At 69.4% G+C, this 19,673-nt stretch carries 21 protein-coding genes and 1 pseudogene; 16 read left to right on the top strand and 6 right to left on the bottom strand.

Going from position 1 to position 19,673, the window contains the following annotated elements; translation table 11 throughout:
* The first annotated feature begins 73 nt into the window (after positions 1-73).
* Both ACZ4AA_RS21525 and ACZ4AA_RS21520 read left to right on the top strand, forming a co-directional pair.
* Positions 74-505, top strand: a complete 432-nt coding sequence (locus ACZ4AA_RS21525; protein ID WP_467604533.1) for an NfeD family protein — start codon at positions 74-76, stop codon at positions 503-505.
* A gap of 4 nt (positions 506-509) precedes the next feature.
* Entirely contained in the window at positions 510-1,547 is a 1,038-nt protein-coding gene (locus ACZ4AA_RS21520) for an SPFH domain-containing protein (RefSeq protein ID WP_467604529.1), read from the top strand.
* A gap of 179 nt (positions 1,548-1,726) precedes the next feature.
* Here ACZ4AA_RS21520 and ACZ4AA_RS21515 read toward each other — a convergent pair whose 3' ends face one another.
* Positions 1,727-2,050 (bottom strand): hypothetical protein, encoded by a 324-nt coding sequence (locus ACZ4AA_RS21515; protein ID WP_467604524.1) that lies wholly within the window; start codon positions 2,048-2,050, stop codon positions 1,727-1,729.
* Between the two features lie 15 nt (positions 2,051-2,065).
* Positions 2,066-3,775, bottom strand: coding sequence for a nickel/cobalt transporter (locus ACZ4AA_RS21510; protein ID WP_467604521.1), 1,710 nt, complete (start codon positions 3,773-3,775; stop codon positions 2,066-2,068).
* 432 nt (positions 3,776-4,207) lie between these two features.
* On the opposite strand from ACZ4AA_RS21510, the gene ACZ4AA_RS21505 reads away from it, so the two are divergent.
* From ACZ4AA_RS21505 to ACZ4AA_RS21475, 7 genes and pseudogenes are all read left to right on the top strand, one after another.
* The gene (locus ACZ4AA_RS21505) at positions 4,208-5,887 is read left to right on the top strand and encodes a DUF4331 domain-containing protein (protein WP_467604518.1); all 1,680 of its coding nucleotides are present in this window, start codon (positions 4,208-4,210) and stop codon (positions 5,885-5,887) included.
* Complete coding sequence (locus ACZ4AA_RS21500; protein WP_467604516.1) at positions 5,884-6,615, top strand: class F sortase; 732 nt, start codon at positions 5,884-5,886, stop codon at positions 6,613-6,615. The genes ACZ4AA_RS21505 and ACZ4AA_RS21500 overlap by 4 nt, the downstream gene beginning before the upstream one ends.
* A gap of 2 nt (positions 6,616-6,617) precedes the next feature.
* Positions 6,618-7,970: a tetratricopeptide repeat protein gene (locus ACZ4AA_RS21495; RefSeq protein ID WP_467605218.1), complete on the top strand. Its 1,353-nt coding sequence runs from the start codon at positions 6,618-6,620 to the stop codon at positions 7,968-7,970.
* A gap of 4 nt (positions 7,971-7,974) precedes the next feature.
* Positions 7,975-8,109, top strand: a pseudogene (locus tag ACZ4AA_RS21490) (IS630 family transposase); the annotation flags it as partial.
* Between the two features lie 255 nt (positions 8,110-8,364).
* Positions 8,365-8,661 carry a hypothetical protein gene (locus ACZ4AA_RS21485; RefSeq protein ID WP_467604513.1) on the top strand — a complete coding sequence of 99 codons (297 nt, stop codon included), beginning with the start codon at positions 8,365-8,367 and terminating at the stop codon, positions 8,659-8,661.
* A 1,143-nt stretch (positions 8,662-9,804) separates the two neighbouring features.
* Positions 9,805-10,329, top strand: a complete 525-nt coding sequence (locus ACZ4AA_RS21480) for a hypothetical protein (RefSeq protein ID WP_467604511.1) — start codon at positions 9,805-9,807, stop codon at positions 10,327-10,329.
* Between the two features lie 252 nt (positions 10,330-10,581).
* Entirely contained in the window at positions 10,582-11,364 is a 783-nt protein-coding gene (locus ACZ4AA_RS21475) for a hypothetical protein (protein ID WP_467604508.1), read from the top strand.
* A gap of 133 nt (positions 11,365-11,497) precedes the next feature.
* Here the strand turns inward: ACZ4AA_RS21475 and ACZ4AA_RS21470 are convergent, their stop codons facing one another.
* Entirely contained in the window at positions 11,498-11,860 is a 363-nt protein-coding gene (locus ACZ4AA_RS21470) for a hypothetical protein (RefSeq protein ID WP_467604504.1), read from the bottom strand.
* Positions 11,861-12,182: 322 nt separating this feature from the next.
* Here ACZ4AA_RS21470 and ACZ4AA_RS21465 point away from each other — a divergent pair, with 322 nt between their 5' ends.
* The gene (locus ACZ4AA_RS21465) at positions 12,183-12,992 is read left to right on the top strand and encodes a hypothetical protein (protein WP_467604500.1); all 810 of its coding nucleotides are present in this window, start codon (positions 12,183-12,185) and stop codon (positions 12,990-12,992) included.
* A 172-nt stretch (positions 12,993-13,164) separates the two neighbouring features.
* On the opposite strand, the gene ACZ4AA_RS21460 is transcribed toward ACZ4AA_RS21465, so the two are convergent.
* Complete coding sequence (locus ACZ4AA_RS21460) at positions 13,165-14,094, bottom strand: alpha/beta hydrolase (RefSeq protein ID WP_467604495.1); 930 nt, start codon at positions 14,092-14,094, stop codon at positions 13,165-13,167.
* A 109-nt stretch (positions 14,095-14,203) separates the two neighbouring features.
* Between ACZ4AA_RS21460 and ACZ4AA_RS21455 the strand changes: the two genes are divergently transcribed.
* From ACZ4AA_RS21455 to ACZ4AA_RS21440, 4 genes are all read left to right on the top strand, one after another.
* Positions 14,204-14,650 (top strand): MarR family winged helix-turn-helix transcriptional regulator, encoded by a 447-nt coding sequence (locus ACZ4AA_RS21455; protein ID WP_467604492.1) that lies wholly within the window; start codon positions 14,204-14,206, stop codon positions 14,648-14,650.
* 378 nt (positions 14,651-15,028) lie between these two features.
* Complete coding sequence (locus ACZ4AA_RS21450) at positions 15,029-15,433, top strand: hypothetical protein (RefSeq protein WP_467604488.1); 405 nt, start codon at positions 15,029-15,031, stop codon at positions 15,431-15,433.
* A gap of 305 nt (positions 15,434-15,738) precedes the next feature.
* Positions 15,739-16,146: a contact-dependent growth inhibition system immunity protein gene (locus ACZ4AA_RS21445; protein ID WP_467604484.1), complete on the top strand. Its 408-nt coding sequence runs from the start codon at positions 15,739-15,741 to the stop codon at positions 16,144-16,146.
* A 327-nt stretch (positions 16,147-16,473) separates the two neighbouring features.
* Positions 16,474-16,689, top strand: a complete 216-nt coding sequence (locus ACZ4AA_RS21440) for a DUF6243 family protein (protein ID WP_467604481.1) — start codon at positions 16,474-16,476, stop codon at positions 16,687-16,689.
* A gap of 222 nt (positions 16,690-16,911) precedes the next feature.
* On the opposite strand, the gene ACZ4AA_RS21435 is transcribed toward ACZ4AA_RS21440, so the two are convergent.
* On the bottom strand, positions 16,912-17,385 hold the full coding sequence (locus ACZ4AA_RS21435) for a VOC family protein (protein ID WP_467604477.1): 474 nt from the start codon (positions 17,383-17,385) through the stop codon (positions 16,912-16,914).
* Between the two features lie 6 nt (positions 17,386-17,391).
* On the opposite strand from ACZ4AA_RS21435, the gene ACZ4AA_RS21430 reads away from it, so the two are divergent.
* Positions 17,392-17,517: a hypothetical protein gene (locus ACZ4AA_RS21430; protein WP_467604473.1), complete on the top strand. Its 126-nt coding sequence runs from the start codon at positions 17,392-17,394 to the stop codon at positions 17,515-17,517.
* Between the two features lie 309 nt (positions 17,518-17,826).
* On the opposite strand, the gene ACZ4AA_RS21425 is transcribed toward ACZ4AA_RS21430, so the two are convergent.
* Positions 17,827-18,480 (bottom strand): uridine kinase family protein, encoded by a 654-nt coding sequence (locus tag ACZ4AA_RS21425; RefSeq protein ID WP_467604467.1) that lies wholly within the window; start codon positions 18,478-18,480, stop codon positions 17,827-17,829.
* Positions 18,481-18,915: 435 nt separating this feature from the next.
* Between ACZ4AA_RS21425 and ACZ4AA_RS21420 the strand changes: the two genes are divergently transcribed.
* Positions 18,916-19,518, top strand: coding sequence for a DUF6000 family protein (locus ACZ4AA_RS21420; RefSeq protein ID WP_467604461.1), 603 nt, complete (start codon positions 18,916-18,918; stop codon positions 19,516-19,518).
* Positions 19,519-19,673 lie beyond the last annotated feature (155 nt).

Here is a 19,673-nt window from a genome sequence, read left to right as displayed (position 1 = left end):
ACCGGCCGGCCCGTATCGGGATGCGGGTGGGAGTCAGGCCCTTCCGCACCGCACCGGCCAAAAGAGGCACGCAATGGATCCATGGCTGATCTGGTTGATCATCGCGGCCATGTTGGCTGCCGCCGAGATCTTCACCGTCACTGCTGCGCTCGGAATGCTGAGTGTGGCCGCCTTGGTCACGGCGGGGTCCGCAGCGGTCGGACTTCCGCTGCCGTTGCAGTTCTTGGTGTTCACCGTCGTGGCTACAGTCAGCGTGCTGTTTGTGCGCCCCATTGCGCTACGCCACGTTCTCCAGCCCCAAGCGGAGAGGTTCGGCGTAGACGCACTGATCGGCAAGGGTGCGCTGGTCGTCTCGGAGGTGACGGGTCTGGGTGGCAGGGTCCGCATCGGTGGTGAGGAGTGGACGGCCCGTGCCTACGACGAGACGTTGGTGATTCCTCCAGGAAAGATGGTCGACGTCATGGAGATCAGCGGCGCCACCGCTATTGTCTACCCCCGGGACTGAGACCATGGAAACAACGGCGTTGTTGATCGGCGGCCTGATCGTGGCGCTGATCGCGGTTTTCACGGTGGTGCGGGCGGTCCGGATCGTGCCCCAGGCGCGCGCTCGCAATGTCGAGCGGCTCGGCCGCTACCACCGGACCCTGAATCCCGGCCTCAGCCTGGTCATTCCATACATCGACCGTGTTCGACCGGTGATCGACCTGCGCGAACAGGTCGTTTCCTTCAAGCCGCAGCCTGTGATCACCGAAGACAATCTGGTCGTCGAGATCGACACCGTTCTGTATTTCCAGGTCACCGACCCACGAGCGGCTTTCTACGAGATCGCGAATTTCCTTCAGGCGGTCGAGCAGCTCACCGTCACCACCTTGCGCAATGTCGTCGGGTCCATGGACCTGGAGAAGACGCTCACCTCACGGGACACCATCAACAGCCAGCTTCGTGGCGTGTTGGACGAGGCCACCGGAAAATGGGGGCTGAGGGTCAACCGGGTGGAGATCAAGGCCATCGACCCTCCGCAGTCCATCAAGGACGCCATGCAGAAGCAGATGCGAGCCGAGCGGGACAAGCGGGCCGCGATTCTCGGGGCCGAGGGGCAGCGCCAATCGCAGATCCTCACCGCCGAAGGCGACAAGCAGGCTGCTGTCCTGCGTGCGGAAGGCAACCGGACCGCCGCGATCCTTCAGGCCGAGGGACAGTCGCGGGCCATCGACGAGGTGTTCCAGGCCGTGCATCGCAACGATCCCGACCCCAAGCTGCTCGCCTACCAGTACCTTCAGACGCTGCCCCAACTCGCGCAGGGCTCGGGCAACAATTTCTGGGTGATCCCCAGCGAGATCACCTCCGCACTCCAGGGCGTGTCCCGCGCCTTCAGTGAGGTGCTGCCCCAGTCGCCGGCCACGCGCGAGAAGCCCTCGGACGACATGATCGCTCAGGCCGCCAACGACAAGGCTCAGGCGGAAGAAGCCGCCGCTGCGGCCCTTGCCGACGCAGCCAAGGCTGAGGGTGCCAACCCCGATGCACCCCTGTCTCACCCGCCTGACTGAAGGCGGGCGGCGTATCGGACAGCGCATCTCGCGCACCGAAAGCCTTCGATCGCCTGACCGTGGGCAATCATCTGGGGGGTCCATGACCCAGCGTTGGTGCCCAGGCCGGAGCCGGGGCCGGCCGTTTGCCTCGTATGGGCGGCACGGCCTGGAGTTCTTACTGACCCATGCTGGAACCGCTACCGTTTCGCCGCGCTGGTTCTGCCACTGAGCGCGGTGTAGAGATCTGTCCAGCTCCGGTCCGTGCTTGTGGGTGGCTTGCCGTCGCAGAAGGTTTTGGCTCCGTTGACCGTGTAGTAGCGCAGCATCTGCAGGACGGCTCGGGTGTCGGCCTTGGTGCCTGCGGTGTATCTGCTGCCAGGCGTCTGATTCTGGTGAACTCGGCATACGGGGGTGGGGTCGTTGGCCTGCGTGTCCAGTCTGCCTTCGGCCGAGGCGCCGCATCCGCCGAGAGCGATGGCGCCGAGCAGGGCGGTGACAGGGGCGATCAGTCGGCGAGCCATGGGACCTCCCGGGTGTTACAGGACGGTTTGCAGGCTGCGCGCCATCATGCCGAGGCCGACGACGAGAACGAGAGCAGCGGTGAACAGCGCGGTGTAGGGGGCGATGCGGCGTACCCGGGTGAGCAGCGGGTGGTCGGTCAGGCGGCTGGCCCGGTCGCCGAGGCGGACCAGGAGCAGTCCGACGGCGGTGAGCGTGGCCGCCATGCCGAGGCCGTAGGCCAGTACGAGGGCGATTCCGAAGACGGTCCGGCCCAGAGCGATCGCACCGAGGAGGACGACGAGCGCGGAAGGGCTCGGGACGAGGCCTCCGGCGACGCCGAGACCGATCAGGCCGCGGGTGGAGAAGGGTGGCGCTTCGCCGTCGCCCGCCGGGTGGGCGTGGTGATGCCCGAACAGGCCGTGGCGGTGCGGCTTGCCGTGGGCGTGGGCGTGGGCGTGGTCGTGGGGGTGGGTGTGATGGCGGGTGTGGCTGTGGTCATGGTGGCGCTCGTGTGGCTGGTGGTCGCCGTGGGTGTGGTCGTGGGCGTGTCCGTGCTCCGGGGCGGTCAGGCTCGCGGAGGCGCCGGGCTCGTTGCTTCCAGAACTGGGGCTTCCGGCGCCGACCAGGGCCGGGGCCAACGGCAAGGAGCGGTCGCCTGCGCTGTCGGCCGCTGACTGGCGCCCTCGGCGTGAGCGCCGTACGCCGTCGGCCAGCAGGACCCCTCCGACCACGGCCACGAGCGCGCCGCTGACGACGCCGAGCCAGTTGAGCACGGCGTCGCCGGCCAGCGAGGAGAACGTGGTGAGGCACAACCCGATCACGAGCACCCCGGCCGTGTGCGTGATGGTCACCGTGGTGCCGACCGTCACGGCGTCGCGGGTCCTGCCGCGCCGCCCGGCCAGATAGGCGGCCATGACGGTTTTGCCATGGCCCGGCAGCAGCGCGTGGCCGGCGCCCAGCACGATCGAGAGCAGCACGGCCAGCAAGCCGACCGTGACCGTGAGGCGCTCGGCGCCGGCCAGCGAGGTCAGCTGCCGGGACAGTGCCTCGAACCGGCCGGTGAGGCCGCCGGAACCCGGTCCGGCCGTCGGGTCCGCGGCGCCGGACGCGCCCTCGCCCGCGACCGCGGTGAAGCGGGCCACGGTGTCCCCCCGCGGAGTGGACAGCAGGTCACGAGGGTAGTCGCGCAGCTCGTCGGTGACCGAGGAGGTCGCCGCGGTGGACTGCCTCAGGTGGGTGCCGACGCCCTTGGCAGTGATCTCGTTCCAGCCGACGCGGGACGCGTCCACGCCACTGGACACCTTCAGTGTCACCGGCCCGCCCGCCAGGTCCAGCGCTGCGTGGAGGCGGCACTCCAGACGGCTGGTGCGCAGCCCCGCCTGGCCCGGCCGGTAGGCGAAGACGGCTGAATCCACCGTCCAAGCCAGGCGCCGCGGCGTGGTGACGGACAGTCGGATGGCCGTGTCGGCGCAGCGTGCCGCGGCCCATGCGGCGCGTTCGGACGCGCTCTGACCGCCGTCGTGGTCGGTGTCGACGGAGGGGGCCGCTTGCAGCGTCGGAATCTCGGCGCTGTCGGTCACTGCGAGCACATCCACCCGGCCGGGGTGGACCGTGAACCCGGTGTAGTGATTGATGGAGAAGTTGCCGAGGGGATGGGCCTGCGCGAGAGCCGCCGCCGCCCCGGACAGGAACAGCGCGACGCCGGCCACCGCTGCCGCGCGCCTACCGAGGTGGCCATGACTCATGGGAGGACGCCTCCGCGCCGGTTGCTGTAGGAGGGACGCCTAACGGCATCCGAAGGCGTCGCCCGCCCTGGTGACCGCACTGATACCCCGCTGCGTCGCGCGGAGGTCGATCGGCCGGCCTGCTCACCCGCCTGGCCCGCCGCCGCCACCGAGACGGCCCATCAAGGGACTTCCGGGTCCGGAGATCGGTGCGGCGCCCCGCCTCCGGGGTGCGGCGGACGGGGGCGCCCGTTCGGCGGTCCGGCGTTGCAGGCCCGAGATGCCCGTGGTGACTTGTTCGTAACTTAAGTCGCATCGCGGATGCATTGCGGTGAGTCCCGCGTCCCTGACGGGCGGGGCCGCGGCGGGTCCGTCCGGGACTTCGAGTGTTCACCGCCGTCAACCCGCCCTCCCGTCCCCGGAGGGGCGGGCCCCACCCGAAACGGATGGCCCATGGATTGCTCCCGCACGCGCCGGAGGTTCCCCGCCCGCTCGGCCGAACGTGCGCTCGCCACCACCGGCGTTCTCGCCCTGGTGTCCGCCGCCGCCCTCACGAGTCTGACGCCAGGCGTCAGTTCGGCCTCCAGTCACCGCGAGGCGCCGCTCATCGCCGGTGACCCGAAGGCGGACAACACCGACGTCTACGCCTTCACCAGCCCGGACAAACCGGACACGGTGACGATGGTGGCGAACTGGATCCCGTTCGAGGAACCCAACGGCGGCCCGAACTTCTACCCGTTCGCCAACGACGCCCACTACAACATCAAGATCGACAGTGACGGTGACGGCAAGGCCGACACCACCTATACGTGGTCGTTCACCGACCACGTCCGTGATGCCGCCCACCAGTTCCTGTACAACACCGGCGTCGTCAACAAACTGGACGACCCGACCCTGAACTTCCGCCAGACCTACGACCTGACGGTCACCGACGCCCGCGGTACCAGGACCCTGCTCAAGGACGCCCCGGCCGCGCCCTCCAACGTCGGCAAGGCCTCGACGCCGAACTACGCCTCGCTGCGCAAGCAGGCCACCTTGCAGCTCCCGGGCGGCGGGCAGACCTACGCCGGGCAGGCGTCCGACCCGTTCTTCGCGGACCTGAGGGTCTTCGACCTCCTCTACGGGGGGAACCTGTCGGAGACGGGGCACAACACGCTCGCGGGCTACAACGTCAACACCATCACCATCCAGGTGCCCAAGAAGGACCTCGCGCTGGGCGGCAACCCGACCCGCAACCCGGTGATCGGCGTATGGTCCACCACCGACCGCCAGGGAGCGGAGGTCAGCTCGTCGGGGAGCAAGGGTGCGCAAGGCACCTCCTCGAACGGCAACGCGGACGCCGTGAACGACGGGAAGGCGCCGGGCAGGGACGGTTCGGGTGCCGGATCCGGATGGCACCAGGTCTCCCGCCTCGGCAACCCACTGGTCAACGAGGTGGTCGTCCCGCTGAAGTACAAGGACGCCTTCAACACGATCAGCCCCGACCAGGACCACACGGTCACCCCGGTCGTCGACGCGGTCAAGGACCCGATCCTGCCCAAGGTCGTCCAGAGCATCTACGGCGTGCCGGCCCCCGCGACCCCACGGAACGACCTCGTGGAGATCTTCCTCTCCGGGATCTGCAAGGCCTGCGGACCGATCAAGGCGGACCTCAACTCCCAGCTCCTGAACGCCGACGTCGACAAGAAGGCGTTCACCCCGAGCGAGGAGCTGCGGCTGAACATGTCCGTGGCGCCCACGGCCAAGCCCAACCGCCTCGGCGTCCTCGGCCAGGACCTGGCCGGGTTCCCCAACGGGCGCCGGCTCACCGACGACGTCCTCGACATCGAGCTCCAGGCCCTGGAAGGTGCCGCGCAGAGCGGCAAGATCGTGCAGGCCCTCGCGGCCGGAGACGGCGTCAACGCCCCGTACAGCACGCCCGGCGCATCGTTCCCCTACGTGGCACTGCCCAGCACCGCCGCGGTCAACCAGGCCGGCTCCCTCAGCCCCGACGGCGGCGTCGGAGCGGGCTTCGGCGGCACGGCCTTCGGCGGCAACTTCCCCGTCGTCGCGGCGACCGCCGTCGGCGGCGGCGTCCTGCTGGCCGGGGCCGGAGTCCTGGCCCTGCGCCGCCGGCGGACAGACCGGACGTGACCGCCCCCACCGCACCCGGCCGCCCGCCCTCCGCACCGGAGGGCGGGCGGCCTCGCGGCATCCGCCGACTCACCGCGGCCGCTGTCGTCGTCGGCCTGAGCCTGACCGCGGCCGGCGCCACCGCGCTCATCACCGAACACACCCGCACACCGGCCCCCATAGACATAGGGGCCCTGCCCGCGGCCGAAGCTCCCGGCACCCGGCCCACCGCCGAGCCGACCACGCAGGCAGCCCGACCCGTGCGGATCCGGATACCCGGCATCGGCGTGGACCGCCCGCTGACCGATCTCCACGTCCAGTCGGACGGCCACCTCGCCGCCCCGGAAGACCCCAGCCAGGTCGGGTGGTGGAGCGACGGCCCACGCCCCGGTGACGCGGGCGCCGCGATCGTGGTCGGACACGTCGATTCTCTGACCGGTCCGGCGGCCTTCTACGGCATAGCGGCACTGCGCCCGGGCGACTCCATATCCATCGACCGGGCCGACCACACCCACGCCGACTTCACCGTCCGGGCACTCCGGCAGTACGCGAAGGACGACTTCCCCGACAGCGAGGTCTACGCGACCACCGGTCCCCCCGAACTGCGATTGATCACCTGCGGCGGCACCTACGACCCGGCGGCGGGCGGCTACCGCGACAACGTGGTCGCCTACGCCACACAGGCCCACCCCGGCCGACCGCACCCGTCCCCATCGTCCCCGAACACCCCATCACGGAGCGGGAATTGACCATGGCCTTCCGCCGACGCCCGAAGCGCCGACGTCTTCTGCTGTCCGCCGCCGTGGCCGGCGTCCTCGGTGTGGCGATGTTCCTCGCCGGAGGGCTGGGCCTGTCTCCCTGGCCCGCGGCGCCCACCGGCACCAGCGCCGCCGCGCCCGTCGAGGCGGGGAGCCTGCGAGCCGGAGGCGACCCGCTCGCCGCGGACATCACCCGGCTCCAGGCCAAGGTGAAAGCGACACCACGGGATGAGGTCGCGCTGGCCACCCTCGGACTCGACTACGTCCAGCAGGCCAAGAGCACCGCCGACCCGGCGTACTACCCCAAGGCCGAAGCGGTCCTCAAGCGCTCGCTGGCCCTCGGCACCGGCGACAACTTCACCGCGATGGGCGGCATGGCCGCACTGGAGGCCGCCCGCCACCACTTCACCCAGGCCCTGGACTGGTCCCGCAAAGCCGTCGCCGTCAACCCGTACAACTCCTCCCTGTACGGAACCCTCGCCGACGCCTACACCCAGCTCGGCCGCTACTCCGAGGCGGCCGACGCCGTCCAGCGGATGGTCGACCTCCGCCCCGGATCACCGTCCCTCTCCCGGGCCTCCTACGTCGCCGAACTGAGCGGCCACATCGCCACCGCCCGAACCGAAATGCGCCGGGCCCTCAATGACGCCGCCGGCCCCGCCGACGCGGCCTTCGCGCACTATTACCTCGGCGAACTCGCCTTCAACAACGGCGACCCGGCCACCGAACTGAGGGAAGCCGAAGCGGGCCTGGCCACCGCCGACGGCTACACCCCCCTGCTCCAGGCCAGGGCGCGGGCCGAAGCCGCCCTCGGACACACCGATGCGGCACTCGCCGACCTCACCCGTGCCGTACAACGGCTTCCCCAGCCCGAATACGTCCTGCAACTCGGCGAGCTCTACCAGTCCCTCGGCCGAGACCAGGAAGCCGCCCAGCAGTACCAGGTCTTCCGCGCCGAGCAGAAGCTCTTCACCGTCAACGGAGTCGCCCCCGACTCCGACGCGGCCCTGTTCGAAGCCGACCACGGTGACCCCGAAAGGGCACTGGACATTGCCCGGCAAGGCCTGAAAACCCGGCCGTTCATGGACACCCACGACGCCCTGGCCTGGGCACTGCACGTCAACGGGCATGACCGTGAGGCCCTCACCGAATCCGACCAAGCACTCGCCCAGGGCACGCGCAACGCCCTCTTCCGCTACCACCGGGCAGTCATCGAGCAAGCCCTCGGCGACCAGAACGCCGCTCGCGACGACTTCACCAAGGCGCTGGCCATCAACCCCCACTTCAGCCCCCTCCTCGCCCCCAAGGCCCGAAGCGCTCTGGCCACCCTGTCCGACCAGCGGTGAAAGTGCGGCGCTCGGGGCCCGGCTGTGCTTCGAAGACGAAGCCGGTTTCTCGATGACGCCGCCCACCTCCCGAACCCGGGCCAGGCGCGGACACACACCTGTCATCCGGGTGCGCGGACGCTCCCAGCGCCGCATCTCCCCGCCACCTGTTCTGGCTGCAGAAATGAAGCCTGCCGCGATACCGACAAAGGGAGGGGACTCGTTGTCATGTTTTACGTATGTTTGATGGGATACTCGGCCCTTTGTGGTGTCCGTGGTGTTTGCCGCCCTCGGACGAGCCACACACAGCCCCGAAGCGAGAGGTCCCGCCATGGCGAAGTCAGCGAAGCAGCCCCCACAGGGACCGCAGTCACGTGCATCCGAGGGAGAGCGCGAGTTGCGCTGGGGCCCGTCCGTGAACGACGAGTCACAGCAGTCGAATCCCAGCCCCCACCGCTCCTTCCACCCCGACAAGTACGCCCCGGAGCCCGACAGGCCCCGCAAGGTGCCTACCAAGAAGGAGAAAGAAGCATCCGGAGAGGGCACGCCTACAGACAGCCTGACCGCACGTGCCGAGGGCCAGGGCAAGTCGAGAGGTATGCACGACACCGGGCGCCGCGGACAGTCCCGCCGCCCCAGCGGTGAAAAGGACGCCTCCGCCTACACCGGCGTCCACCCCGACGACTCACCTCCCGGAGACGGAAGCCGCTGAGGAACCACCTAACGAACCGTCCCCCATCAACCAGCAGGTCAGAGCTGTGTCCGTTCAAGGGCGACGACCTCCACCATGAGCTGACCGGAGGGGTTGCCGCCGAGCGGGCCACTGTCGACGCCCTGGACGGGATCAGCACCCTCACTTTCTATGCCACCGAGGTCGCGCTCCCGGTGAAGGGCACTCGGAAGAACCCTGCGATCGGCAGTGCCCGCGCCGACGTTGTGGGGACCGCCCCCGGCGACGGGGTGCCGCTGCTGTCATCGAGGCCGACCGCTGCGTAGTTCGACAAGTACGCCCGGTTCTTCCAGCGGAAGGAGAATGACACCGTCGGCATCGAGAGGTACGGGCTGGTCACCGCGGTTGCCCTGGCCTTCCTGGCGCGGACCCTGGTCGGACTTTTCCAGAGCGACTCCGAGACCACAACCACCGCCGCACGGGCGCTGCTTACCACTACCCTCGGCCTGGCCGTCGCGGGCGTCGCGCCCCTGGTCGCCGCATGCTTCCAGGCCGTCGGGCGCCCGGGCCCCGCGTACCTGCTGTCCATCGGTACGGTTGTGTTGGTCAAGATGCCCCTGATCGCCGTTCTGGGCCGCTTTGGCACCACTGACGTCTTTCCGTGTTCGCCGTTGCTGACGCTCGCCGCCGCGAGACGTACTGCAAAGCGACTGCGGACATGCATGGCACAACCTGCCATCGGCACCGCGCAGCGGCCATTCCGGCTCTCGCTGGGCTGGTCGTGATTCTGCTCATTTCCTCCATCAAGCTCGCCCGCCAAGAGTGTTCCTTTCTGGTCCTTCCTTTGGCACAACGGCACGAGACCAAGACGTCCATGAACGCAGGTGAACGACCCTGCATGCAGTCCATCGCCCAATCAACACAGTTGGGATGCCTGTGCCCTGCGGTCATGGCCTCGTCGTGAACAGCCCTGGCCTGGGCTGGCGTTCATCTTGAGGCCCGGAAGTTATCCGCGGCCCAGGAGTATGGAGTTGAAGTCACGGTTCCGCCAATGCCGTGCGAACGGGCGGTCAATGATGCATGCCGGTACAGGGCCGAGGGGGGCGGGCGGTTTCCCGAGGGGCTCACGTCGTCCATAGTGAGTCCTGCGTCCGTCCCGGGCCGGCGGGGCGGAGGGGGAGAGCCGTGGTCCGCTACGTTCACCATCAATTGGCGACGATCGTTGAGGTGGCGGTCGCCATAGCCGTGACTGCCCCTGTGGTCTTCGGCGTGCGCGGGCTGCCGGAGGCAGAAAGCAGCGAGGCGCTGATTCTTGTGTGCATCTTGGGGGCCAGCGCGCTCAACGGCCTGCCGGCGGTTTCGGTCCGGTCGCACTGGCTGGGCGGCGAGAGGCGCGATTTCGAGAGCGCCTTCCCCATGACCGACCCCGCCGCGACAATCTCCACCCCGCATGAGTCCATGCGCCGCGGTTTCGCCCCGCCCTTCGTCGTCTACGTCGCGCTGGGGTCCCTGGTTTTCGGCATGTTCTGGGATCCCCGGGCCGTTATCTGGGGGCTCTACCTCGTACCGGAGCGGATCGTCAAGGGCGTGTACATGGTCTTCTGGGAGCGGCGCCACGGCGTACTCCTCTGGTACGGCAGGGTCGAGAAACAATCTCTGGGCAAGGGCCAGTTCCTCTATTCCTCGCCGCGGATCGCGACGCCGGGGTGAGTTTGCTCTGCTCTGCCGACCGCTGAACCTGCCGGTCAGAGGACCTGACCGACGAGGCAATGTCGATCGGAGAAACCTCGGCCAGTACGGGGGCGCCGCTGCGTTGATCAAATCGTTGCGCCACCGGATACAACCGCGTACAGCCCTCCCCTGTCCCACAGTTGGCCGCTGAGGAAGATCCGCTGGCCGGTGGGCCCAGGGCCCTTTCGAGGTGCGTGGGAGAGGACGGGTTCGTAGATGAGGAAGGCGAGGATGAGACAGAAGTCGATGTGGAGTGCGGTGGTGGCCTGTGGAGCGGCGGTCGTGCTCACAGGGGTGGCGGCGCTGCCGGCCGGGGCGGCGGAGGGCGGGGTCTCCTTCACCCGGGTCGCGGTGAACGGCGGGAAGCCGATCGTCATCGGGGTCACCGAAGAGGTCGAAGTGCCGGCGTCCTTCCGGATGACGACCAGGCTCAGATACGACTTCGGGCCGACGGTGCTTCCCTACCGGGGGCACCTCGAAACGGGGGACAGGCTGTACAGCTCCGTCATCACCAGCGACTGCAAGGTCGTTGACAAGGCGAACGGAGTCTGCGACTTCAAGGAATGGCTGTACATCGACCCGCGGCACATCGACTTCGGGAACGAGGACGCCGGCACCTGGAAGACCGCCGCGCGGGTCTTTCTCGCCGGTGACGCCTACGACACCGACGACACGAACCTGCCGTTGCAGGTCAAGCGGGCTACACGCGTCACGGTCAACGCCTCGCCTGAACCGGTCGCGGCAGGGAAGACGATCACTGTGACCGGGCGGGTCACACGGGCGAACTGGGACACCCACACGTACCAGGGGTACGCGGGCCGCACAGTGAGCCTCCAGTTCAAAGCGTCGGGCGCCTCCTCGTACACGACGGTCAAGAAGGCGACTGCGAGCAGCACGGGGGCGCTCAAGACCACAGTGAAGGCCACCGGTCCGGGAACGTGGCGTTGGACGTACTACGGGAACTCCACCTCAGGCGCGAAGTCGTCGACCGGGGACTACGTCGCCGTGCGGTAGCCGACGCGCCCGGGCCGCTTCCCCTCGGAGAAGCGTCATGACGGTGCGCGGCCGCGCAGAAGCGCGTCGCCTGGTGACCCTGGCCAGGCAACGCGCTTCCTCGCGCGGTTCTTCGGGCGTCGGCGCACCAGCTTTACGTGGCTCCACCGGTACGACAGGGCAGTTCAGGCGGTGGTCCGGCCGGCCGTTCCAGCGTGGCGCGTTCGGTCGGTGCGGCACCTGAGTGCGGCGTAGAGCCGGCCACCATCCGTGCGATCTGCTGATCGGTCAGACCGTGGCCCTTGTAGCGGGCCGCGGGCGTGACCGTCCAGAATCCTCCGTTCTCGGTGATCGATGCGCTCATCGTCGCCCCGTCGTCGGACCAGGCGGAGACGGGCTGTTCGCCGAAGGCCGGAACGCCGGCGTCGTTGAAGAGCACGCGAGACACTCGGTTGTCGATCCGCTCGGCGGGCTGACCGACGGGGATGTCCGAGTAGCTGCGACCTACCATGACCACGGCACGTAGATTTTGGTCGCGCAGGCGTCATCCACGACAGACAAAGCCCGCGCGCGAGGGTGGATGCAGCCTCCGGGAGTCCCGCCCCGCCCCGACCGGTACGGTTCGCGCCGTGGACAGGAATGGGTGGGAGCGGGAGCATCAGGTCGCCTACGGTTGCGGTGCGTGGGAGCGTGCCCGTCACCAGGCACGCTTGCTGGTCACCTGGTACGACGAGCGCGATGGCGGCCTGGGACCCGGGGTGTCCCCGCGGTTCCCAGCGGACCCCGGCGTGCGGGTGAAGTGGCCTTGGGGGAGTAGCAGGCACAACACGCTCGGTCTGTTGTTCTGGAGGGCGGCCTACGACGCGGGGATTCTGGTCGACCAGGTCGTTCTGGCCGACGCCCTGAGCTACTGCGCCCAGGGAGCCGAGCCGTTGGACGCGGGGCCCGTGCCCGATGCGGCCCGTAGGACCGGGATCGGCGTCGGCAGCGCGGCATCGGTGGCCGGGATCAGGCACGTACTGCGGTCCCATATCGAGGCGGACCTCCCGCGGCCGCGTCCCGCCGAGGTGCGGCTGACGCTCGGATACCGCGTGCGGGAGTCGCGGGCGACGCCGGACTGGGACCTCGGCGACTGGCCGGCCGCTCTCGCGCAGGTCCGCCAGGCCATGGGGCTGGCGGACGAGATGCGGGAGTCGGAGACTTGGCGACCCACCGATCAGGAACGGTCCGTCGTCGGACGCCTCGGGCAAGACCTGGAACGATCGCTCGCTACGCCCGCCGTTTCCGGTCACCCGGAACCGAGTTGGCTGGAGCGGGCGTCGCGGCTGGCCGTGGTGACCACCGCGTTGTCCGGCGCGGTGGGCAGACTGCTCGGCGCCCGGCCGGAGGATGCGAGGGGGGACGGTGCGCGGCAGGACGAGGGCCCCCTGGTGAAGGTCCTCGGTTCTGCGGCCGACGCGTGCGCCCGACTTGAGGCGAGCACCGAGGAGACCGGACGCCTGTGGGAGGCGAGGGAGCCGCACGAGTCCTCGGACCGGGCCTCCTGGGAGTTGTCCCACGTACCGGTCGCCATGGTGGAACAGATGGAGGAGACGGAACACCTGGTGCGGGCGCTGGCCGCCTTCCTGTGGGTCCTTGCCATCCACTGACCCAGGACGCCAGGAGAAGAGCTCCGCCGCTGCGGGGAACGGCAAGAGCTGACTCAGCGCTGCGCCGGCCGTATGGGGAGGAGTCGGGAAGCTGCTGAAGCTGAACCCGCGAAGTCGGCGGCGGTGCTCTTGTGACCGTCGCCGACATCACGGGGAGGCTGTCGGGTCGGTGTCAGTGGGCCGGTTCGAAGTGGTGGGTGCCGGGGCGGGCGGCGTTCAGGTGGGCGGTGAGGAAGAGGGCGGCGCGGTCGAGTGCGGCGTCCGCCTCGTCGAGGCGGCCGTAGTGGTGCTGGAAGACGTGGGGGAGGCCGGGGCCGACTTCGAGCGTGACCTCGACGTCGTCGGCGCCCGCGCGGCCGGCCAGTCGGACTGCGTCGTCGAGGAGCACCTCGTTCGCCCCGACCTGCACGAGGAGCGGCGGCAGTCCGCTGAGGTCGGCGAACACCGGGCTGGCCCCGGACTGCGCACGGTCGCCCGCACCGACGTAGAGATCGGCGCAGGCGCGCACGTCGGCCGCGTCGAAAATGGGATCAGCGCTCTCCTTGGAACGGATGCTTTCCCCGGCCAGGGTGAGGTCGACCCAGGGGGAGAAGAGGGCGACGGCGGCCGGTTGAGGCAGCCCGGCCTCCCGGGCGGCGAGCAGCGTGGCGATGCTCAGGCCGCCTCCGGCGGAGTCACCGGCCAGGACGAGGTCCCGTGGGTCGGTGCCCGACTCCAGCAGCTCGCGGTAGGCCGCGAGCCCGTCGTCGAGGGCGGCGGGGAACTGGTGCTCGGGTGCCAGTCGGTAGTCCACCGACGTCGCGCGCAGCCCGGCGCGGCGGGCCAGTTCACCGACCAGCCCCGCGTGGGTGTCCGGTGAGCCGACGACGTAGCCCCCGCCGTGCAGGTAGAGCAGCCGGCCGCGGCCGGAGGCTCCGGCGGGCTCCAGTTCCAAGGCAGGCCGCCCGCCCAGGACGGTCCTGCGGGTGACCACGTCCTCCGGCGCAGGGCGGGTGAGGGCCGCCGCGAAACCGCTGCGCTGCTCCTCGGGAGTGGGCGGCTCCTCGCTGCGAGGGGCGGAACGGAGTAGGGCGTCCAGGGCGTCGCGCTGCTGTCGGGACATGTGGGGCCTCCATGGGTCGGGGTGCGAGGATGGATTCCTGGGAATCCACCTGCCCGCCTCAACCGGATTCCAAGGAAGATGATTCCCTGGAATCTACTGAAAGGCCAATGTGAGCCACATCACCCCGATCTTCATCGACCTGGTCCGCGTCGAGACCCGGCTCTACAACGCGGTGAGCGCCCGGCTGCGCGCCGAACAAGGGCTGGGGCTGGGACAGTTCGAGTTCCTGGAGATCATCGACCGCGTGCCCGGGTGCCGTGTTCTGGACATCGTCGGCGAACTGGCGATCACCGTGGGGGCGGTCAGCAAGGCGGTCGACCGATTGGTGGCCGCGGGCTGGTGCCTGCGGGTCGCACACCCCCAGGACCGCCGCTCGTCCGTCCTGCGCCTCACATCCGAGGGTCAGGAGCGGTTGTCCGCTTCCCGCCCCATCGTCGAGAGCGAGCTCACCTCACTGACCGCGACGGTTCCCCCCGACGACCTGGCCCGCATCGGCGCAACCCTGGCCGGCCTTCGCGCCACCCTCGAGGCGGGCACCCACGGCCGACCGGAATGACGGGAGACGCCCCGCGAAGGACAGCCTGCCTCCCCGAGTCGAGTGACACCGCTTGGCCCCGCAAGGCCCCACGTCCGGCTCGCGGGACGACACTGTGGCCACGCGCGAGTCCGTGGCGCCGCATCGACGGCCGGTGCTCGGCGCAGACAGGCACCCCCGCGGACCGTTCGCACACGGTGACGATGGTTCGGGCATGACAGAGGGCGGTCTGGAGCGGGCCGCGACACGGGAAACCAGGGCGGGATGGATCGACCGCGCCGCGGGACGGGGATGGTCATGACGTCAGGTCTGGGGGTCCTGGCGATCGCCTTGGCCACGGCGTGGACCGCGACGGCTCAACATGCCGACATCACCGGGGCCGGCCACCGAAGTGCTCCGGTGGCCGGTGCCTTCACAACAACCGACCTGTCCAGACCCGAAGGCGCGGATGCCAACACGCCCGACGCGACCGAGACGACCGGCACGCTCGATGCGACCGACACCGCCGGCGACACCGGCCTCACCTTCACGGTCGTCCCGCCTGCCCGCCCTTCCCTGGCCATTGCCAAGCGGCACCGCGACACCTTCACCCAGGGCGGGGACGGCGTCTACACCATCACCACGGCCACCATCACCGCGGCCGGCCCGATCGACGGCACGAAGGTCACCGTCCATGACCTCCTCCCTGTGGGGCTCAGGGCCGAAAGGATCGAAGGCCGGGGGTGGCGCTGCATCCGGACGACCCTCACCTGCACCCGTAGCGACGTCCTGCCCGCGGGGCACAGCTACCGGCCATCACCTTGAAGGTCGACGTCTCCTGCAACGCCCGCCCGCGAGTCACCAATGTCGCCCTCGTCACCGGAGGCGGCGACCCCACTCGCCACACGGCAACCGACCCCACCAGAGTCGACCGGCACTCCCACCACGGCCGCCCGGACCCCTGCGTCCCCCATCACGGCTGACACCGGGTGGACCGAGGGTGGCACCGTCCGACCGACCAACACGGGCCGGCCTTGCGAGACACGAGTCAGTCGACAGCGGTGCATTTTGGGTGAAGTGACCTCTGGGGCCGCGTGTGTCAGATCTCGCGGCCACGAGAGAATCGTCTGGTGACTGTCTCCATCGACCGTCGTCGGTCCCTTGAGGAGCTTGAACGTGATCGCTGGCCGGCGCCCGCCCCTGACGCCACCCGTCTCATCGCGACGGCGCATGCCCTGCGGAGCAGGCCGGTCGGGACTCTGACCGTTGAAGACCTGCGTCTGCTGATCCGGCAGGACATCGGGCTGGCGGTGCTTCTTCCGCTCGCGGTGGAGGTGCTTCGAGACAGCTCGCTGGCAGAAGGTGACATGTACGAGGGGGACCTGCTGTGCGCAGTTCTGACCAGGTCCTCGGCTGTCTGGAGTACGTATCCGGACCTAGCAAGGCAACTGACCTTCATCGTCAGTGACCTCTCGGACCTCTCGCCAGATCTGCGCAGCGAGGTCGAGCGGTTCGTAGGTGCCGTCCAGAACTCCTGACGCGTTGCAGGTGCCTGGCGTGGCGGCCCGGTAGCGCCCATCCGGGCCTGCCCGTGGCGGGCGACTACCACCAGGGGGCACCGGCGGTGCCGAGATTGCCGGAAGGAAAGGGCTGAACCGGGCGCACGCCAGAGCCCGTCCGACGCCGGGGCAGCGAACAGGTTGGTGTGGGGGGCCGAAGGAACCGGGTAACGTCGTCGTCATGTTCTTCCAGGCGCCGATTTACGAGTGAGAGCGTGATGGCCCCTGCTGACGCCTTTCGACGTCGCCCGCATGACCCTCACCGATGAATCCGTAGATCACTTCACATCATTACCGGGAGAACCCGTGACCGTGAGCAAGAACATCAACAACCCCGTGGGCATGGGCGGTGGCCAGCGCAAGAGGCTGTCCCGCGCCGAACGGCAGAACCACGGTCCGCACCGCAACTTCGACCGCCAGAGTGCGGCCGACCAGAAGGCGGAGCTGGTGCGCAAGATGCGCGAGAAGGTGGGCGCGCCTGAGGACGCCGAGCAGGCGGGCGACGACACCGCGCGGAGCTGACGCACCGCCGTCGTAGGGCGAGAACGGGACGGGGTCCGGGCCGCGGGACGTGGTCTGGGCCCTGGTGTCGTAGGGGGTTCTTCCGTCGTACGGTGCCTGGCCGGTCCGGCTCTGGCCGGTCCGGCTCTGGCCGGTCCGGCTCCGCTTTTTTCGGCCGGCTGCCCGCGTTTTCGTTGACCGCCCAGGTCGGCCGACAGCGACGTATGGCTGTGGCCGGAGTGTTCAGAGCGGGTTTTGTTCGTCTCTGCCTTGCCAGGTGGTGATGCAGGCTTCGTTGCCGTCGGCGTCGGCCAGTACCCAGAACGCTGGTGCTCGGGTGGCGGACACCAGTCGGCCGTCGGCGGCCAACGCGGCGTCGATGCGGCGGGGTGCCTCGTCGTGGGGGACGCAGATGTCGAGGTGGATGCGGTTGCGTTCCGGGCGTGCCTGGTCCATCTGCTGGAACCAGATGGCCGGGCCTTCTCCGACCGGGTCGATCAGCGGATCCGTGGGACCGTCGGCTCCCGCCTCGTCGGCGTACCCCAGCACCGCCTTCCAGAACGGCCGGATCGCCACAGCGTCGAGGGTGTCGATCGCGATCTCCAGGAGTTGGACCGACCGTGGTGCTTCCGCGTTGATCTCGGGCTGCGTCCGCGACCCGGCCTCCCGCACGACACCGGAGATCCGTTGCGCCAGAGCGATGTCGTGAGTGGTCACTGCGGCATGGCCCAGCGACTGAAGCGTGAGTACCACCCGCCCGGGTCGCAGATCAGCGCGAAGGTGCTGATCTGCGGAGTCGCCGCACGCGGCCACCGCGCCGGCGGCCATCTCGGCTCCCTCGGCCAGTGACCGGACCGGGACCGATGTTCGTAGCGTGCCCAGCAGGTAGCGCCATCCCAGGTCGCTCACCGCGTCCGAGGCTTCCCTCCGGCTCACCGTCTGCTCCATGACGCCATCCTCGCAGCCCGATCGTCCGCGTAGTGCCGGTCGACCACCGGGATCACGCTCCAAGAGGTCGTAGCAAAGCCGTGGAACGTATCGGTCGGCGATGGGGCAGGCCGCGGGGCCGAGGAAGGCCTCGTGCGGGTCGTCGCGTCGTTCCCAGCGCGGCGAATATCATCACGGAGCGTCACAGGATCATGGTGGCGTATCCCGGCTTCACGGAAGTCTTGCCAGGGGCAACGCCGGGACCCAGGGGGTACGGGTGACACCGAAGACCCCTCGTGCCCGCGAGGGCGCCACGGTCGGTGGCGCGAGGGTCGGCCCGATCAGCGGCATGACGACCGCCAGCATCTCCGCCTCGCTCGCGGTCCCGTCCACGACCAGATCGGCCGCTGCCCGGGAGGGCGCGACGTGGGCTGTGTGGCGGTCCCTGCCGGTCTGTAGATAGTTGCGCAGGGACAGTCGGGGGTCCTGGCGCTGCATCTCGATCTTCCGGAGGATCTTGCGGGCCAGGCGTATGTCGTCGGGGGTGTCGACGTACACCCGCCACGCGGCCCGTCGGACCACGGACGGCAGTGACAGCGCGAACAGGCCCTCGACCACCACCAGCAGCACGCCGGGGCGCAGCAGCGCCGCGTCGATGGCGTGCGTCACCGCTGTCTCGTCGATCGACTCCGGATGGTTCCAGTCGAGGACGGGGTGCCCGTCGGCGCTGACCGTCCACGCACCCCTCAGGGGGTCGTGGGCGGGCACGTAGTAGTCGTCCAGGTGGACCAGTGCCACGCTCTCGGGGTACTCCAGCGACAGGGCTTCGGCAAGGGTGGACTTGCCGGATGCGGTGCCGCCTGCGACCGCCATTACACCCGTCATACCGGGCGCTCCTCAGGTGCTCAAAGGGGATATACGAAGCGGCCGGACAAGCCGGGTGCAGGGAATGTACGGCGGGGTGATCGCTCATGGCAAGCAGGGAAACGAGGTCCGGTTCAGCGGAGCCCGGGGCCGCGATCTCCGGCCGACCTGCGCACCGGTCTCGGTGATGCCGCGGCCCTTCAGCGTGACGTAACGGCCCCTGGGCGCGGGCGGGACGTCGACGCCGGGGAAACGAGTGGTCATGCACCTGAAGCGACGGCTGCTGCCCAGGATCGGGCTCCGGCTCGTCTTCTGTGGAGCAGTGACGCTGCGTGCTGTCGAGACCCTAGTCACCCGACCCTGGGGCTTCGGACGCGTCCCACCCGTCTCGGGGACACTGCGGGCGAATTCCGCCCCACGCCCTCAGCTGCGGGCTCGTCGCGAGAGGATGGGGTGGTGATCCGCCACGACCCCGAGATACAGGCTCTGTACCGCCGCTATTGCCTTCCGGAGCGCCGCTACCTGAAGCTTGGCGGAGCGGTACTTCGCATGTCGCGCGAGGAGTACGAGCCGTTCGTTCATGCTCTGGCGCGTGATGCGGCGGCTGTCACCGACGCCGAGCTCACCGTCCTCTTCGAGGGCAGTTGGCGCGAGCGGCGCACCGCGGCGTGGTTCGCCGCCGTCTCGCGCCGTGACCACTTCCGGGCGCGTCTTGGAGCACTGCTGCTGGAGAGCGAGGTCTGCTGCGCGGGTGGGGCCTACTGCGTGGCGTTGGCGAGTTTCGGCACCGCTCGGGACGCGGACCTGCTCGCCGCTTACCTGGATCGCTATCTGCGTCGGCCCGATCTCGCCTACGACCAGCCGACGGCCATGGGCGCCCTGGCGTACACCGACTCCGTCCTGCACAGCGACCGGGCCGGTCCCTTCCTCCAGGAGGGCGGCCTGTGGCGGCGGTGGTTCCAGGACGCGCCCCACACGCACGGCGATGACGGCGTCTCCACCTACCTGGGCGGCATTCGCCTCGCCTGCGCCGTCATCGACGAATGCGCCGACGTCTGACCCCCTTGGTCTTGTCCGCGCCGAGGACTCTGGCTCGTCGCCCTTGACGCGGTGACCCTCCGGTATGCCAGGAGGACGCGCTCGCGGAGAAGTTGGACGCCTGCCCGCCCGAACATCTGGCGCCTGAGCATCCTGGAAGTCCGCCGGGCGCAAGG

Source organism: Streptomyces sp. NPDC024698 (genome assembly GCF_055559015.1).
Note: the sequence above shows the minus strand (reverse complement) of the source record. Positions and strands in the feature narration are given on the sequence as shown.

Bases quoted from the DNA above. Each gene is read 5' to 3' on its own strand.
- ACZ4AA_RS21520 (WP_467604529.1), top strand. From the start codon at position 510: ATGGAAACAACGGCGTTGTTGATCGGCGGCCTGATCGTGGCGCTGATC.
- ACZ4AA_RS21510 (WP_467604521.1), bottom strand. From the start codon at position 3,775: ATGAGTCATGGCCACCTCGGTAGGCGCGCGGCAGCGGTGGCCGGCGTC.
- ACZ4AA_RS21430 (WP_467604473.1), top strand. From the start codon at position 17,392: ATGGCCCAGCGACTGAAGCGTGAGTACCACCCGCCCGGGTCGCAGATC.
- ACZ4AA_RS21525 (WP_467604533.1), top strand. From the start codon at position 74: ATGGATCCATGGCTGATCTGGTTGATCATCGCGGCCATGTTGGCTGCC.
- ACZ4AA_RS21495 (WP_467605218.1), top strand. From the start codon at position 6,618: ATGGCCTTCCGCCGACGCCCGAAGCGCCGACGTCTTCTGCTGTCCGCC.
- ACZ4AA_RS21505 (WP_467604518.1), top strand. From the start codon at position 4,208: ATGGATTGCTCCCGCACGCGCCGGAGGTTCCCCGCCCGCTCGGCCGAA.
- ACZ4AA_RS21425 (WP_467604467.1), bottom strand. From the start codon at position 18,480: ATGACGGGTGTAATGGCGGTCGCAGGCGGCACCGCATCCGGCAAGTCC.
- ACZ4AA_RS21475 (WP_467604508.1), top strand. From the start codon at position 10,582: ATGAGACAGAAGTCGATGTGGAGTGCGGTGGTGGCCTGTGGAGCGGCG.
- ACZ4AA_RS21515 (WP_467604524.1), bottom strand. From the start codon at position 2,050: ATGGCTCGCCGACTGATCGCCCCTGTCACCGCCCTGCTCGGCGCCATC.
- ACZ4AA_RS21460 (WP_467604495.1), bottom strand. From the start codon at position 14,094: ATGTCCCGACAGCAGCGCGACGCCCTGGACGCCCTACTCCGTTCCGCC.